Here is a 14,930-nt window from a genome sequence, read left to right as displayed (position 1 = left end):
ATCTGGAGCTATCCAATTTAATCCGCAAAGTTTAATCAGACTTTGCACAAAGCCAGTGACCATACGTAAAGACAGACGGAATAAGGATTTAATCATTAAGCAGCATTGGATGGCTGCGTCGGAGTAGATTTGATTTCGCCCTTGTTTGCCTTTTGATGGAGCATATCATTGCGTAGCAGGATCAAACCAAATGGCAATATTTCCTCGACTCATGAGTGCTCGGTTATATGCGGGCCAATTGGTTGTGCGGTAGATTTTGTGTGTAGGCTTCTTCATTTGAAAATTATATCGCTGAAAAACCCTTTACAGATAGGTTTGTGCAACAAAGCCATTCAGAATTGAAATAGAAAAATTTAAAAATAAATAACTTGGAAATAGATTTTATGATAAAATTCAATCAGCTATATTAATTTCTACACTTATGTCTGCACTACAAAAAATTAATGAAGATATGATAGTGAATCTTCCTAAGGGTGATTTACACGTTCATTTAAATGGAGCTATTCCAACAAATTTAGTTAAGGAATTATTAGCAAAAAATACAAATGGAATTCCCTCAAATTTTGATATTAATAAAGATTTAAATATTCTCGAACCACAAAAAAATCTGCAAGATTATTTAAAACCATGGAAAGTCTTAAATTTAATACCTAGATCGCAGAGTGATTTAAATAAAATAGTATTACAAACATTTTTTAGTTTAAAACGGCTTTGTTGTATAAAAATTCTTCAAGATACTGATTTTTAAGGATTTGTTTAAATTTTAATCCAAAAATAAATTAAACAAAATCATAGTCTTAGATATTTATGCAACAAAGCCCCATTAGAGCTAAACTCCATTTACTAATGTCATATTTAAATCTAATGGTATGAAAGTACTATCAAATATACTGTTTAAATTACAGCGATTTCATTCTTGCTTCCATTATTTCGAATTTGAAGTCTTGGAACCATTGAATTATTTAAGTAATCATAAATAACCATTTCAGGATGATGCAGATCAAATGCTTGTCCAAACCATATACAAGCAGCATTGGATGCACATGGTAAGACATGAATTTTGGTAATTCCTTTATCTGTTAGACTATGAAATAACGCATGAATATCTTGCATGAAACTTAGTCCTCGTTCAGGATTTCTTATTGCTCCATTCCCCATATATTCTGGTTTAGCAGTAATATTAATTACCGGATGTCCTAATTCAACAGCCTTATTTTTAGAGGTTTCTGGATCAGCAGTGAGATTCAATCTAATAGTAATTTCAGTACAATCTTCTATTTCACTGAAATTATTAATTTCATACGCTTTGGTTGTACATATAAGATCAGGCCACATCCAACAACTTCCATCCCTATACATAAGCATAGGTATAAATTTCCCTTTATTTCCTAATTTACTTCCTAATGCTATTAGGCATGGCATAGGGCCGAAGCCAAAAATAGCTACTCTCTTATCATCAAATTTAGTTTCCCTAAGTAATTGTTCTGTTTGAACTTCAAATTCTTCTAAAAAATACTTTTTATAGAACTCATCAGCTGAAGCTCTTAAATGAGCTGGTAATGGTTCATGAATTAGTGTCTTATCTTTATGCAAAATAGATTTTAATGGGAGAAGGCAGCTTGCAATATCACGTCGTGAAGGAGACTGAGGAATATTGCGATTCACGGGCCAGAAAAATAAATACACTGGCATAGGAGTAAAGCTTAAAGAATCTAATAAATCTTCGCATTGTGCTGTGAAATTACTTCTCATTTGCGAGAGTCTTGAAGCTGTATATTCTGCGCCAGCAACTTTATCAATTAACCTATGATGTTTTTCACATAATAATAAAATATTCGTTGGATCATCTGATAGTTGATATGAGAAGAAGGGGATACCGCGAGTAGAATTTTCTGATGCTGCAACATTATGAGCTAAAACGCCATATGTACCTTCAAATCCAGTTATTTCATCTATGTTTAATTTTGCACCACATCCTTTAAACATACATCGGCCATGACTTGAGAGATAAATCTGGTTTTTATCTTTTTCAGATAAATCGTTACCCCTACCTGTAAGATGCTCAAAATCAAAAATTCTTTTTATGAAATATTCTAATTGGTTTACAGGGTTTGGTTTTTGTTTAGGAATCTTTCTAGGAACAAAATCTACATCTTTAACTTCGCTCTCTTGAGAGGAGGTTAAATTCCATGTTTCTTTTAACTTTTCAAAATCATGTAGAGTGTGGGCATCAATTATGTGACCTTGAAGAAAGCGTGCATAAATGGAAATTTTTTTGGCAAGCAATCTTCGGACAAAAGTTAAAGTATCATCATAATTGAGAATTATACGGAAAAAACTTTCAGGGCTTTTATTTTTCAATAAGACAAAAATTATATTTTTACGTTCTTCATCAACTAATACACCTAATGAATCTATACAAATATGCTTTAAAATTTCTTCTATATATTTATTTGCATTTGATAAATCATCTATTGCTGATAAAGAAGTCTGTAAACTTAGGGATGGGTCTAGTTGCATTTTCAATTTAACTCAATATAACCTAACAGTTTGATTTTAAAATTTTTTCTACCAATCCAGATTCCAGTTTTTACTCTTCCGATTATTAAATATAAAACTGGGTCATTAAGATTGGTAATGCCATTTAGAACAGTATCTATATCCCTTAAATCGGTTGGAGAGGGTGTTGGTACATCTTCAGGATGTGTATGCCATAGGCCTTGAAAATTATAGAATTTTTTAGATTCGTTCCAAGCTTGTATTAAAGCATATTGGTGGGACTTTGACCTAAAGAAAGACATACGTGTTTGACAGTCTCCTTCCATAGGAGAGGTAAAGCTTTCAATGATTTTAGCTTTAGTTTCTATGTCTGTTCTTCCAATTAGAATGCCACCCGATTCTGGAGAATCTGATTCTAATTGTATAAATTGCTTTAAACTCTTTAAAACATTTGCTTGAATAATAAAGACTTGGCCTGTAGGTGTGTCACATTTAATCCTCCCTTGAGTTATGTATTGCAACATGGGCATACTTCTTTATAAATTTCTTTTAAATTCAATATATTAATTCCATTTGAATTATTTACTGAATTATAAAAAGGGGTAGTAATTATTCCATTTTTATTTGCATTCTGATTGTCGCCAGAAATAGAAACAAATCCTAATTGTTGATTCAGGACATATTCAGAAATATAGCTTGCTAGCTTCATGCAATTTAAAGAAGAGAAGGGGGTAAATGCACCAGCACACCCTGTAATATTTTTAGCAATTAGCTGTCCAGATTGTACATATTTATACATAGGGGTAAGACTTTTATTTGATTTTTCATCAAAATATAAGCAGTTTAAACATCCTACATGTTTATTATTGAAAGAAATAAAATGTCCACCTAAATCATAAGGTTCTAACCAGCCTATTATTACTTGAATGTTTGCACTTATTTCATAAATAGTTTTTACGAGAGAAATCTCAGTAGGAGTATGGCCAATTGCTATGATGATAGTATCAATATCTTCAGTAATTTTTGATTTTATCCAGCTTTCACCATGGCTTACGAATGGAAAAATAGTTAATCCGGGCCTTTCTATTAAAAACTTATTAGCTAAAGAAGTAGATTTATAGGTATTAACATACTGCAAACCTAAAGAATGACGATAAATATTATCTGTTTTTAAAAGCTCTGGATCTATGAAAGAAAATTTATTTACGCCTGTTTGAGCTAATATCTCTGCAATCTTTGAGCCTAAAGCCCCACATCCGATAATCGCTATATGTCTTGTTTTTTTCTCTTGCCCCGTTCTATTTAATAAATAATCTATCCACGCTCTTTGTGTTAAAGAGACTTTAAAGCCTTTGAAGGATACTTTTTCTTTGAAAGAATACCAAATGGCATAATAAAAAATCACATAAGCAAATCCATGTTCATTTGGAATTCCCACTAGGGCATAATGATTGCCTTGTTTTAACAAAGATCGTTTGTTCTCATTAGAGAGGGTATTAACAATTTTTAGAAAATAGTCCTCATTAAAATAATCTCCTATATCTGGTATGGGGAAAACAGAAGCATCTTCTAATAATATCTTATGAATTTTTACTTTTGTGAGCTGGTTGTGGTTTATGTAAGAACTATCGCCATCATCAATATGCTCTAATATTTGATGATTCCCTTTTGATGATTTTCTTAACCAACCATATAAATTAAATGTAGAAGTAGGGTCGCAATGTAATATTACATCCTCATTTATATTTTGAGTGCTGCCTAAATATCCTTCTAGTTCGTTATACAAGCTTACTCGGTTGTTTAATTGAAAATTAATAAAAGATTGCTTGAGTATATCTATAGCCCTTTCAAAGAATTCAGTAATAAGTTCTTTATGTCTATAGCCTTCAAAGTTTTCACCTTGATGATCCGTAGTACAAATTTCCCCACTTTGACTCACATGATCTAAGGCAGACATTGGTCGTGTCAATATTCTAAAAATGGGAGGTATCGTCCAATTAGCTCTATTTTGAAAAATTAGACCAAGGCAAACCTGTTGTGTATTAATGAGAAAATCAAATTTTAGATTAACCCAATCCTTAGTAATAGAAGTGACATGGATATTTTGAGCTCCATGTTCACTTAATAGCTTTTCAATATTGTCTAACTTTGGGTTATCAAAAAACATTGAGTTTTCCTAAGCAGATTTTCCTTCTTGAGTGTAATAAGTTTGTACTACTGGTTCGGACACTTCTTGTATTTCAGGGATAGGGAATTGTCTTCCAAAAGTTTTATTTAAAATTTTGCAAGCTTCTACTGTATCAGTTTCCTCATTTACAGCTTCTAAAGATGATTTTAAATCTTCAAGTTTTGATTTTAAGTGCTCCATTTGTTTTCGGGTCAATTTTTCGAGTAAGTCTACACCTTGATGTGCAGGTAAATTAATTACGAGTCTGAAGTAATACTCGTTATTTTCTGGATCAATGCTAAAGGTAGTGAATTGATCTAATACATTATTTACTATAGAAAGTAATACCTTATTATCATTCTCATAATCTTCAGCTGTTATATGCTCATATACAGCTGTAGTGATAGCAATACTCTTAAAAAAATCTAGACCTTTCTCATTTCGCCATTGTTTCAAGTAGCGAGTACATCGTCTAAACTGATGACGTAAATCTGAATCATCTTCAAATTTTCCCAAAATTGTATCGGTAAGTTCAGTAGGATTTGAAATATCCCAAGTCTTAAGGTCTTCAGAGGAGAATTCCTTACCTCGAGCTAGATACATATTGCCTTTGTCGTCTTCAGCGTAGATGGGCAGATCTACATGATAATCGGGACTACCATTTTTGAGATAAGTGACAGTTACGCAAGGTCGTTTGATCGTTACAGTTCTATTTGAATGAGTTAAAGCATCTCTAACAATTTTTTTAATTTCTACTGAGCCATATTCCTCTTTGTCACAATCTAATAAAACTCCTACATCAATATCATAATCTCCATTCTTAGGCTTAATCCCTGTGCCCAAGGCATAACTACCTTGATTAAAGTATTCAACAAATTGAGGACCATTTGGATCCTTTTTGAGTTCATCTTTTAAGGTGCTAATCAAAAGGTCACGTTTTTCACGTAATGTACTTTCTTCGTCATAACGACCTAATCGAATATTTGTGTGGAACTTAGCATAGTGTTTTTGTGGATTCGCCATATTGTTGTATTCCTGTAGTGCTTTTGTTGTTATGGGGATCTCCTATATTAAATACAAGTTAAGACATTAAAAAAAATAGAATTTTTAAAGGGAAAATTTAATCAAAAAATATTTAAACAAACGATGAGATGTATCAATCTCCAATTTTTAGCATTCCTTCCCAACTAAAATAGTTTTGAGTCAAATTCTTTCTGGACATCGCCCATACACGACCATGCATCTTGCAAGGTCCAATTACGGCATCGCCACCACAGAGTAAAAAGAATGTTCAAAATAAACAGTCTAAAAATTCTGAATAGCCTTTTAGAACAGAGAGTTAAGGCACACAATTTAAAATAGTCAGTGAGCCTATCAAAATCCTCATGTATGAAACCTAAGAAGTTCCACATTTTTCTGGGTATACAAGCCTAAATTTTATGGAAAGAATTCATATGCTGCTCCTTTAGCTAAAAGAGTATTCAGCTTACGATTCGTGGTTATTTTCAACAGTGCCTTCTGGTAAGGGTCGGCACCTGCACATCAAAAAAATCTCCCCCCAGAGTACGGCTGTTTCTATCGGGGGTAGAATATTCATTCTGTTACTTTAGACTATAGCCTAACGGAACAAAATAAAGTCTTAAAAAGCAACTCAAAAACCGTATTTATAGACTTAATATTTAATTTCGGTACAATATGTATTTAATTATCTAAACTCTAACGGTACAGAATGCCTAATCAGGTCGGATATATTCGAGTCAGTTCAACTGAACAAAATACTGAACGTCAATTAGATGGAATCAGCCTGGATAAGACCTTTACTGAAAAGGCAAGCGGTGGTAGCCGTGAACGTCCTCAGTTAAATGCAATGCTCGACTATCTGCGTGAAGGTGATACGGTGCATGTTCATAGTATTGATCGTCTGGCACGTAATACAAATGATCTGAACGAAATTGTGAATAGTCTGAATGATCGTGGTATAACCATTATTTTTCATAAAGAGAATTTGACCTTCAGTCATGATGTAGCACAATCGGCAATAAATAAACTCATGTTTCAGATGCTTGCTGCATTTGCAGAGTTTGAACGCTCCATGATCCGTGAGCGTCAAAAGGAAGGAATTGCAAAAGCCAAAGCGAAGGGCTTATATAAGGGAAGAAAGCGGAAGGTTGACTATGTTGAAATACGAAAAGCAATGGCTGAAGAAAATTCAACATTTAGAGGTGTTGCAGAAAAGTTTAAAGTAGGGATAGCAACAGTACAAAGAGCTTTAAAAGAAGAAACTAATAATCAATAAGGTTGATTAATGAAGACGCTTAGATATTCAAATTTAGAAAAGATCATGACCATTTATACTGAAATTTCTACTTATATTACATTTCATAATGCGACTGGTTTAACAGATATAAATAAATCAATGGAAGATTTTTGAACCGTACCGGGTTTGTCGGAGACCAAGCTTTCTGAGAGAATGTCCCGATGAAAAAAGTAAAATATACCCCTGAAATCAGAGAAAGAGCGGTTCAATTATTGATTGAATCCGAGAAAGATTATCCATCGAATTGGGCTGCGATCACCGCTATTGCTCCCTGAGCAGTATACTGCGCAAGGGTTGTACTCCTGAAACACTACGTGTTTGGTATCAAAAATATTTAGATAAACAAAATCCAGTTAAAGTACAGCAGCTTTCAGACCAAGAACGTATCAAACAACTCGAACGCGAAAATAAAGAACTGCAACGCGCCAATGAAATTCTACGTAAAGCAGCCGCTTTTTTCGCCCAGGCGGAGCTCGACCGCCCACACAAATAATGGTGGATTTTATCCATAATAATAAAGAGCTGTACGGAGTCGAGGCGATTTGTAGAATTTTACCGATCGCACCTTCAACCTATTACCGGACTCTAGATCTCTGTGAAAATCCAGAACATCGAGCAAAGCGAGATTTACATGACTTGCATCATGCTGAGGAGATTAAACGAATTTGGAAGGAAAGTTCAGGTCGGTATGGTGTACGTAAAGTCTGGCAAAAACTGAAACGTGAAGGCTATATTATTGCGCGCTGTACTGTTGCTCGATTAATGCAAAAGCTAGGTATAAAAGGTGTTTGGCGTGGTAAGAACAAACAAACCACCCGTAGCCGAGATGATCAAAAACGAGCGGATGACTTGGTAAAACGTAATTTTACTGCTGATCATCCTGACCAACTGTGGGTGAGTGACTTTACGTATATTCAAACAAATTCAGGCTGGGTTTATACTGCATTTATTATTGATGTGTTCTCACGAGCAATTGTTGGATGGAAAGTATCGACACGGATGAATACAGATATGGTGCTCGATGCATTGGAGCAAGCATTTAGGGCGGCAGAGGGGGCTGGAACGCTGAGTGCGCCCATGCCGCATTGCGAAGCAAAAGATAATCGGATAAAATGTAGCAATTCATATTCGTAAGCGTGGAGTAATCAGATGGGAAATTCCAAGTCAGCAGACAAGTAAGCCGCAACAACCAGTATTGTTGTTGCGGCGCTCTGTAAGGCTAGTCTCATCTGATTGCTGACGAGCAGACGTCGCCCGGTATTCCTTAATCGAGGGTTGATTCGTCATGACCACCACACGCCCCGCGTGGGCCTATACGCTGCCGGCAGCACTGCTGCTGATGGCTCCTTTCGACATCCTCGCTTCACTGGCGATGGATATTTATCTCCCTGTCGTTCCAGCGATGCCCGGCATCCTGAACACGACGCCCGCTATGATCCAACTCACGTTGAGCCTCTATATGGTGATGCTCGGCGTGGGCCAGGTGATTTTTGGTCCGCTCTCAGACAGAATCGGGCGACGGCCAATTCTACTTGCGGGCGCAACGGCTTTCGTCATTGCGTCTCTGGGAGCAGCTTGGTCTTCAACTGCACCGGCCTTTGTCGCTTTCCGTCTACTTCAAGCAGTGGGCGCGTCGGCCATGCTGGTGGCGACGTTCGCGACGGTTCGCGACGTTTATGCCAACCGTCCTGAGGGTGTCGTCATCTACGGCCTTTTCAGTTCGATGCTGGCGTTCGTGCCTGCGCTCGGCCCTATCGCCGGAGCATTGATCGGCGAGTTCTTGGGATGGCAGGCGATATTCATTACTTTGGCTATACTGGCGATGCTCGCACTCCTAAATGCGGGTTTCAGGTGGCACGAAACCCGCCCTCTGGATCAAGTCAAGACGCGCCGATCTGTCTTGCCGATCTTCGCGAGTCCGGCTTTTTGGGTTTACACTGTCGGCTTTAGCGCCGGTATGGGCACCTTCTTCGTCTTCTTCTCGACGGCTCCCCGTGTGCTCATAGGCCAAGCGGAATATTCCGAGATCGGATTCAGCTTTGCCTTCGCCACTGTCGCGCTTGTAATGATCGTGACAACCCGTTTCGCGAAGTCCTTTGTCGCCAGATGGGGCATCGCAGGATGCGTGGCGCGTGGGATGGCGTTGCTTGTTTGCGGAGCGGTCCTGTTGGGGATCGGCGAACTTTACGGCTCGCCGTCATTCCTCACCTTCATCCTACCGATGTGGGTTGTCGCGGTCGGTATTGTCTTCACGGTGTCCGTTACCGCGAACGGCGCTTTGGCAGAGTTCGACGACATCGCGGGATCAGCGGTCGCGTTCTACTTCTGCGTTCAAAGCCTGATAGTCAGCATTGTCGGGACATTGGCGGTGGCACTTTTAAACGGTGACACAGCGTGGCCCGTGATCTGTTACGCCACGGCGATGGCGGTACTGGTTTCGTTGGGGCTGGTGCTCCTTCGGCTCCGTGGGGCTGCCACCGAGAAGTCGCCAGTCGTCTAACCGACGACTGGTAGCAGGCCCGCTCCGATGCGGCGCACTAACCATCGAAACCTCGTGAATGTCGGTATCCTGTCTGGCAGGATACCGCTCATTTCCCTTGTTCAGTTCATCGCCGTCGCCGAGCATCTGAATTTTCGGCATGCGGCCAAGGCACTTGGTATCAGCCAGTCGAGCGTCAGCGCGCGTGTGAAAGCGCTGGAGGATAACCTTGGTGTCCTGCTATTTGAGCGCCATGCGCGGGGCGTTCGGCTAACAGACGCAGGCAGGCACTTCATGGGGCACTGTTGCAAATAGAGATTTGAGTCGATGATGTTCCCTTTAAAAAGTACTTAGAGACCGAAAACCCTGTTGATTAGACACACTTCACCCTGAGGCTGACCATAATAAAATGACGATGCTTGTCCTTTACGTAGTGCACGCATGACTTCAATACCTTTAATTGTGGCATAAGCCGTCTTCATAGATTTGAATCCTAATGTGGCCCTGATGATCCGCTTTAGCTTGCTATGATCACATTCAATCACGTTATTTTTATACTTAATCTGCCTGTGCTCAAGGTCTGGTGGACATTTACCTTCCCGTTTTAACCGTGATAAAGCACGTCCATATGTGGGTGCTTTATCCGTGTTGATCACTTGTGGAATTTGCCACTTCTTCACATTATTTAAAATTTTTCCAAGAAAACAATAAGCTGAATGGGTATTTCGTCTAGCAGAAAGATAGAAATCAAGAGTATGGCCACGTTGGTCAACTGCACGGTATAGATATGCCCATTTGCCATTCACTTTTACGTAAGTTTCATCCAGATGCCATAAATGTCGATCTGTAGGATTACGCCAATACCAACGTAAACGTTTTTCCATTTCTGGAGCATAACGCTGAACCCAGCGATAAATTGTGGTGTGATCAACATTCACTCCACGTTCGGCCAGCATTTCCTGAAGTTCACGATAGCTGATGCCATATTTACAATACCAACGAACAGCCCAAAGAATGATTTCACCTTGAAAGTGCCGACCGTGGAAGGGATTCATCTGCTGTATCTCGAAATAAATAAGATATTTAGCTTATCATGTCAGCCTATTTGCAACAGTGCCGTTGATCTTCCGTCCTTCATGCATGAGGGCCACAGTGCCATCCGGGTACTCCAGAAATGAAATGTATTGCCCAACAAGCTTATGATTCAGCTCTGTCGGTTCAAGCAGATAAATACACTTGTCATAGGTGATGGTTAGGTTCTTCGTGACCTTACGCGGTTCCTGCCAAGTGAATATATCCTCCAGCTCAGCATCAGATTCCGTTAAAGATCGATGTAAATTCTTCGAGTTTCTCGCACACTTGGCAAACTTCTGATTGAAGTGCTCAATGAAGCAGGGTAGCCATGCATTGGCTTCGGCAATTGAACTGATGCCTTCCAGACGCATCTCCTTGATCAAACGGTCTTGAAGGGTTCTATTCGCGCGTTCTACGCGACCTTTAGCCTGTGGTGAGTTGGCAAAGATAATATCAATATTTAACTCGTTCAGAATCCGCCCAAATTGCGTGATCTGGCTGTCTTTCCTGGATTTCTGATTAACTCTGAATACCGAATGTTTGTCGCTATAAAAGGCCAGAGGTTTGCCGTATTGTTCAATGTAGGCTCGGGTTGAAAGCATATAGTCGAAGGTGGTTTCCGCCTCACAGAAGCGTAGATGCAACAGCTTTCCAGTGGCATCATCGATATACACCAATAAACAGCACTTAGCAGCGCGTCCTTCGAACCAGTCATGATATGAGCCATCAATCTGGATCAGCTCACCGAAGCAATCCCGGTTATAACGTGGCTGATATGGACGTTTAAGGCGCTTGGATCGCGGAATCCAGAGGTCATTGGCCATCATCCAGCGCCGAACCGTTTCTACCGGGATATTCAGGTCAAATATGCTGCTGAGCTTCTCATGCGCCAAGGTAGGTCCAAAGCCCAGCAGATGTTCAGAAATAATGGAAAGACATTTTGATTTTAATAACTCATCATGGCGATGATGGCCAGGTTGACCACGACTGGCATGTGCCAGACCTGAAACACCGTCTTGATTGAGTTTCTGCAATAACCGGGTAATTTGACGAGTGGAAAGATTCAGGATTTCAGCAGCACGGACCTGGGTAATACGATGATCTCGAACGTCTTGCAGAACTGCAAGACGTTGAATTTCCTTGTCAGACATAGTGATCAACATCTCTAATTTATATCCAGTCCATGATGGTAAAAACCATCATAAACTAGACATTTTTATTGGTGAGAATATAGACACTTTAAATGGTTTCTAACAAGGTTACTTCACATAAGAAATTTTATGTTAAATGATTGTTAGAAATGCCCCTTGATCGAGGCATTTTCTATAAAGAATACTAAAAACTAATTAAAGCCAACCAAGTTTCAAAACAAGGCAGTTCTCAGCAATCATATTTTTAAATTATATAACTCCCAACTGAGCTTTTGCTCCAACGATAAGGCTTTCATTTTGAGTTTCTAAGGCAAATAAACCATACATCAAAGGAGAGGCCGCTGCTCTTTCTAAAGTCTGTTCATATAGTTTATTCCAAACTTTACCCCCTAGTTTTTCATACTCGATGATTAGAGTTTTGAGGCTTTCTTCTCCAAACAAAGTTACATGCCCAGCAAAATCAATCGCTGGGTCATCTATATGGGCTGTTGACCAATCAATAACGCCTGAAACAGCTCCATCCTTTGAAGCTAGTACATGCCCAGCATATAAATCGCCATGTATAAATTGGGTGAAATCTGCCCATAGAACATCATTATCCAACCATTTTCTGTAGCGGGTTTCCAATTGCTCACTTATACCAATTTCAGATTTTACTAACTGCAAATTGTTTGCTATTTCAGGTCTTAAATCTGAAGGTTTCATAATTTTCAAATCATTTTCCCGAACTTCTTTTTCAGGAATACTATGGATTTCAAATAAGGTTTTTGCCAAAGATGTTATGTATTTCGGGCTATCTTTGTCCATATTCCAAATTATTTCATAGGTTTCAGCATCCAAATTTAAAACAGGATTATCTTTAAGTATGGGATAAGCCACTAATTCTGTAGATGAAATTCTCCAATCAGGAACCTCTACAGAAAGATGTTTTTTTACCAATTCTAAAATGCGTTTTTCTTTCTTGATTTGTTCCCTCATGCCATCACGACGAGGAATACGCAGCAACCATTGTTGCCCCTTTGTATCAAGAGCAAAAACGACCTTAAAATCAATGCCCATTTCATTGAAATTCATTTTGTCCGTAAGCAACAAGCCGTGTGCTTCAGCAAGTGATTGAATATCTTGAATTGTCATTTTTAATTTCCTTTAAAGAGTTCAATAATTAATGTTCGGATTAGATTGGCTATCATTAACAATCTCTCTCAAAAGTCTTGATGATTTTGTGGTCTTTGATCTCGTAGATAATGTCAGCAATATTATCGACCAATTGCTTGTCATGAGATACGAAGATAATAGTTCCTGCATAGGACTTCATCATTGTTTCTAATGCGGCAATACTTTTTAGGTCAAGATAGTTTCCTGGTTCATCCATAAGCAAAATATTATATTTTCCTAAAAGCATTTTGGATAAAAGCAGTTTGATGATTTCACCTCCCGATAAGTCGGATAAGTTTTTTTGAATATCATTCGCTCCGATCCCCATTGAAGCCAATACTGCACGAATTTCCGCAACTGTGTACTCGCACTCTTCCTGCATAAAGGAGAGCACAGATTTATGCGTGTTAAATTTATATCCTGTTTGTGTAAAGTAGCCAATTTCAGCTTTTGGAGATATGGTTAATCCATCAGCACGTTCTGATATCATTTTTAACAAGGACGTTTTCCCTGTTCCATTCGATCCAGTTATAGCGACTTTAGCGCCAAGCGGTATTATAAAGTTAGCGTCATCAAAGATAGTACGGCTACCAAATTTTAAGCTCAGACCATCTGCCGTAATCGGGAACTTATTGTGCAGTTCTAGGGCTGAACTTTGACGAAAACGAATAGAACGCAAATGCTCTGGTGCTTGAATATCTTCTAATGCAGCCAAACGCTTTTCCATACTCTTAGCTGCCTGATACAGTTTTCTTTGCTTGGTGCCAGTCATTTTTGCATGCCCAAGTCGTCCAGCACTTTCGGTAGAGTTTTTGGATTTTTCTCCTTTTTTCTTATTGTCTAATCGATTAGCTTGCTGGCGTTTTTCTTGCACAGCAGATTCTAATCGCTCCCGTTCCTTCATCATCAGCTCATATTCTACGGCTTGGTGTTGTCGCTCTTCTTCTTTTTGACGCAAGTAATCCGAGTAACCACCCCAATATTCCGTAATTTTACCGTCTTTTAACTCCCATATCTTGTCTACAACCATATCAAGAAAATATCGGTCATGACTGATAACAAGTAATGCTCCATCAAATGCTTTAAGTTGACCAATAAGTAGATCTATTCCATTGAGATCAAGGTGGCTGGTTGGTTCATCCGCTAGAATGCCATGTACTTGTTGGGAAAATGCGGCAGCAATTTTTGCACGAGTTTCCTCTCCGCCACTCATTGTGTCGTTTTGTACATTGGAAACACCAAGGCGAGATAACATTGCCCGGTCTTCGACCGTTTCTATTTCGATTCCGCCCAGTTGGCTGATATGTGCAAAATCACCAAAACGCTGTAATGTCGCTTCGGCTAAAACAATTTCGCCATTAAGTACTTTGAGTAAACTACTCTTTCCTGCTCCGTTATCACCCACAAGACCAATACGGTCATAAGAGTGAATTTCCAATTCATCAATATCCAAAACATCACGCCCAGCATAATCCAAGCGTATGTTTCTCGCTTTAATAATTAAACTCATTTTTATTTACTCCTGTTTAGCTCTTGAAATTTTTTATGCAGCAAACAGGATTTAGGTGAAAACAAAAGCTAGCATCACAGTGTCCTCCCAAAAAAAAAGCTATTCATCCACAGGGTGGACAAATAGCTAGTCAATTAAGTTATAACTGGAAACTATGCACTAAAAGCATACTTATAAATTAAGCATACTTTTACTTTATATATCCGCATATATTCTTAAAGACACAACAAAAGCCCACCATTATAAAATAGTGTCACTATGCAAATAGTTGTGTCTTAACGAATGCGGATAGAATGCATAAACTTACCTAAAAAATAAAATTCAGTTTTATGATAACTTTACTGTTAAAAGAAGTCTAGACAACCTTGTTTTATGCTTGGATATAAGGCTTATTTTAAAATAATAGTAGTGAAGATTTTCTAAAATTAACATAATACACCTTATACGAAATAAAAATGGGAGCCTTAAGCTCCCATTTTTTAAGTAATTTTTTCAAATAAGGCTTGGGTGAGCATCTAAAATTCGAATCAATGTAGCTGCTGGTCCAGTTGGATAGCGTCGTCCCTGTTCCCAATTTT

At 38.5% G+C, this 14,930-nt stretch carries 11 protein-coding genes, 4 pseudogenes and 1 other annotated feature; of the genes and pseudogenes, 5 read left to right on the top strand and 10 right to left on the bottom strand.

Annotated elements, in window-relative coordinates; genetic code table 11:
* Positions 1-276: pseudogene (locus DYI81_RS16545) on the bottom strand (transposase); the annotation flags it as partial.
* A 145-nt stretch (positions 277-421) separates the two neighbouring features.
* Here DYI81_RS16545 and DYI81_RS16540 point away from each other — a divergent pair.
* Positions 422-748 (top strand): hypothetical protein, encoded by a 327-nt coding sequence (locus DYI81_RS16540; protein ID WP_117008135.1) that lies wholly within the window; start codon positions 422-424, stop codon positions 746-748.
* Positions 749-894: 146 nt separating this feature from the next.
* Here DYI81_RS16540 and DYI81_RS16535 read toward each other — a convergent pair whose 3' ends face one another.
* Genes DYI81_RS16535 through DYI81_RS16520 form a run of 4 tightly spaced genes read right to left on the bottom strand, consistent with a single transcriptional unit; the run spans position 895 to position 5,689 of the window.
* On the bottom strand, positions 895-2,520 hold the full coding sequence (locus tag DYI81_RS16535; RefSeq protein ID WP_005006366.1) for an SAVED domain-containing protein: 1,626 nt from the start codon (positions 2,518-2,520) through the stop codon (positions 895-897).
* A 2-nt stretch (positions 2,521-2,522) separates the two neighbouring features.
* Complete coding sequence (locus DYI81_RS16530; RefSeq protein ID WP_005006362.1) at positions 2,523-3,023, bottom strand: Mov34/MPN/PAD-1 family protein; 501 nt, start codon at positions 3,021-3,023, stop codon at positions 2,523-2,525.
* Positions 3,008-4,666, bottom strand: coding sequence for a ThiF family adenylyltransferase (locus DYI81_RS16525; protein WP_005006360.1), 1,659 nt, complete (start codon positions 4,664-4,666; stop codon positions 3,008-3,010). Before DYI81_RS16525 ends, DYI81_RS16530 begins: the two co-directional genes overlap by 16 nt.
* Positions 4,667-4,675: 9 nt before the next feature.
* Positions 4,676-5,689, bottom strand: coding sequence for a nucleotidyltransferase (locus DYI81_RS16520; protein WP_005006358.1), 1,014 nt, complete (start codon positions 5,687-5,689; stop codon positions 4,676-4,678).
* A 706-nt stretch (positions 5,690-6,395) separates the two neighbouring features.
* Here DYI81_RS16520 and DYI81_RS16515 point away from each other — a divergent pair.
* The 4 genes and pseudogenes from DYI81_RS16515 to DYI81_RS16495 all read left to right on the top strand — a co-directional run bounded on the left by DYI81_RS16515 (position 6,396) and on the right by DYI81_RS16495 (position 9,777).
* Positions 6,396-6,962, top strand: a complete 567-nt coding sequence (locus DYI81_RS16515) for a recombinase family protein (RefSeq protein WP_006581699.1) — start codon at positions 6,396-6,398, stop codon at positions 6,960-6,962.
* Between the two features lie 182 nt (positions 6,963-7,144).
* Positions 7,145-8,117 (top strand): annotated as a pseudogene (locus tag DYI81_RS16505) (IS3 family transposase).
* Positions 7,434-7,550: a sequence feature (AL1L pseudoknot), on the top strand. It overlaps the preceding pseudogene by 117 nt.
* 151 nt (positions 8,118-8,268) lie before the next feature.
* Entirely contained in the window at positions 8,269-9,483 is a 1,215-nt protein-coding gene (gene floR / locus DYI81_RS16500) for a chloramphenicol/florfenicol efflux MFS transporter FloR (RefSeq protein WP_000214119.1), read from the top strand.
* A gap of 27 nt (positions 9,484-9,510) precedes the next feature.
* Positions 9,511-9,777 carry a LysR family transcriptional regulator gene (locus tag DYI81_RS16495; RefSeq protein ID WP_077170324.1) on the top strand — a complete coding sequence of 89 codons (267 nt, stop codon included), beginning with the start codon at positions 9,511-9,513 and terminating at the stop codon, positions 9,775-9,777.
* Positions 9,778-9,812: 35 nt separating this feature from the next.
* Here DYI81_RS16495 and DYI81_RS16490 read toward each other — a convergent pair whose 3' ends face one another.
* From DYI81_RS16490 to DYI81_RS16470, 5 genes and pseudogenes are all read right to left on the bottom strand, one after another.
* Positions 9,813-10,517 carry an IS6 family transposase gene (locus DYI81_RS16490; protein WP_117008134.1) on the bottom strand — a complete coding sequence of 235 codons (705 nt, stop codon included), beginning with the start codon at positions 10,515-10,517 and terminating at the stop codon, positions 9,813-9,815.
* Positions 10,518-10,559: 42 nt separating this feature from the next.
* A pseudogene (locus DYI81_RS16485) lies at positions 10,560-11,699 on the bottom strand (ISNCY family transposase); the annotation flags it as partial.
* 237 nt (positions 11,700-11,936) lie between these two features.
* Complete coding sequence (locus DYI81_RS16480; protein ID WP_000155092.1) at positions 11,937-12,821, bottom strand: Mph(E) family macrolide 2'-phosphotransferase; 885 nt, start codon at positions 12,819-12,821, stop codon at positions 11,937-11,939.
* 55 nt (positions 12,822-12,876) lie between these two features.
* A complete protein-coding gene (gene msr(E), locus DYI81_RS16475) occupies positions 12,877-14,352 on the bottom strand; it encodes an ABC-F type ribosomal protection protein Msr(E) (RefSeq protein WP_000052512.1) in 1,476 nt (491 codons plus the stop codon).
* A 492-nt stretch (positions 14,353-14,844) separates the two neighbouring features.
* Positions 14,845-14,930 (bottom strand): annotated as a pseudogene (locus DYI81_RS16470) (transcriptional regulator); the annotation flags it as partial.

The organism is Acinetobacter sp. SWAC5 (assembly GCF_003419885.1).
GTDB classification, from domain to species: domain Bacteria; phylum Pseudomonadota; class Gammaproteobacteria; order Pseudomonadales; family Moraxellaceae; genus Acinetobacter; species Acinetobacter cumulans.
Note: the sequence above shows the minus strand (reverse complement) of the source record. Positions and strands in the feature narration are given on the sequence as shown.

What these genes read in the sequence shown, in the direction of transcription:
- DYI81_RS16540 (WP_117008135.1), top strand. Translation starts at nt 422, where the DNA reads ATGTCTGCACTACAAAAAATTAATGAAGATATGATAGTGAATCTTCCT.
- DYI81_RS16535 (WP_005006366.1), bottom strand. Translation starts at nt 2,520, where the DNA reads ATGCAACTAGACCCATCCCTAAGTTTACAGACTTCTTTATCAGCAATA.
- DYI81_RS16530 (WP_005006362.1), bottom strand. Translation starts at nt 3,023, where the DNA reads ATGTTGCAATACATAACTCAAGGGAGGATTAAATGTGACACACCTACA.
- DYI81_RS16525 (WP_005006360.1), bottom strand. Translation starts at nt 4,666, where the DNA reads ATGTTTTTTGATAACCCAAAGTTAGACAATATTGAAAAGCTATTAAGT.
- DYI81_RS16520 (WP_005006358.1), bottom strand. Translation starts at nt 5,689, where the DNA reads ATGGCGAATCCACAAAAACACTATGCTAAGTTCCACACAAATATTCGA.
- DYI81_RS16515 (WP_006581699.1), top strand. Translation starts at nt 6,396, where the DNA reads ATGCCTAATCAGGTCGGATATATTCGAGTCAGTTCAACTGAACAAAAT.
- floR (WP_000214119.1), top strand. Translation starts at nt 8,269, where the DNA reads ATGACCACCACACGCCCCGCGTGGGCCTATACGCTGCCGGCAGCACTG.
- DYI81_RS16495 (WP_077170324.1), top strand. Translation starts at nt 9,511, where the DNA reads ATGCGGCGCACTAACCATCGAAACCTCGTGAATGTCGGTATCCTGTCT.
- DYI81_RS16490 (WP_117008134.1), bottom strand. Translation starts at nt 10,517, where the DNA reads ATGAATCCCTTCCACGGTCGGCACTTTCAAGGTGAAATCATTCTTTGG.
- DYI81_RS16480 (WP_000155092.1), bottom strand. Translation starts at nt 12,821, where the DNA reads ATGACAATTCAAGATATTCAATCACTTGCTGAAGCACACGGCTTGTTG.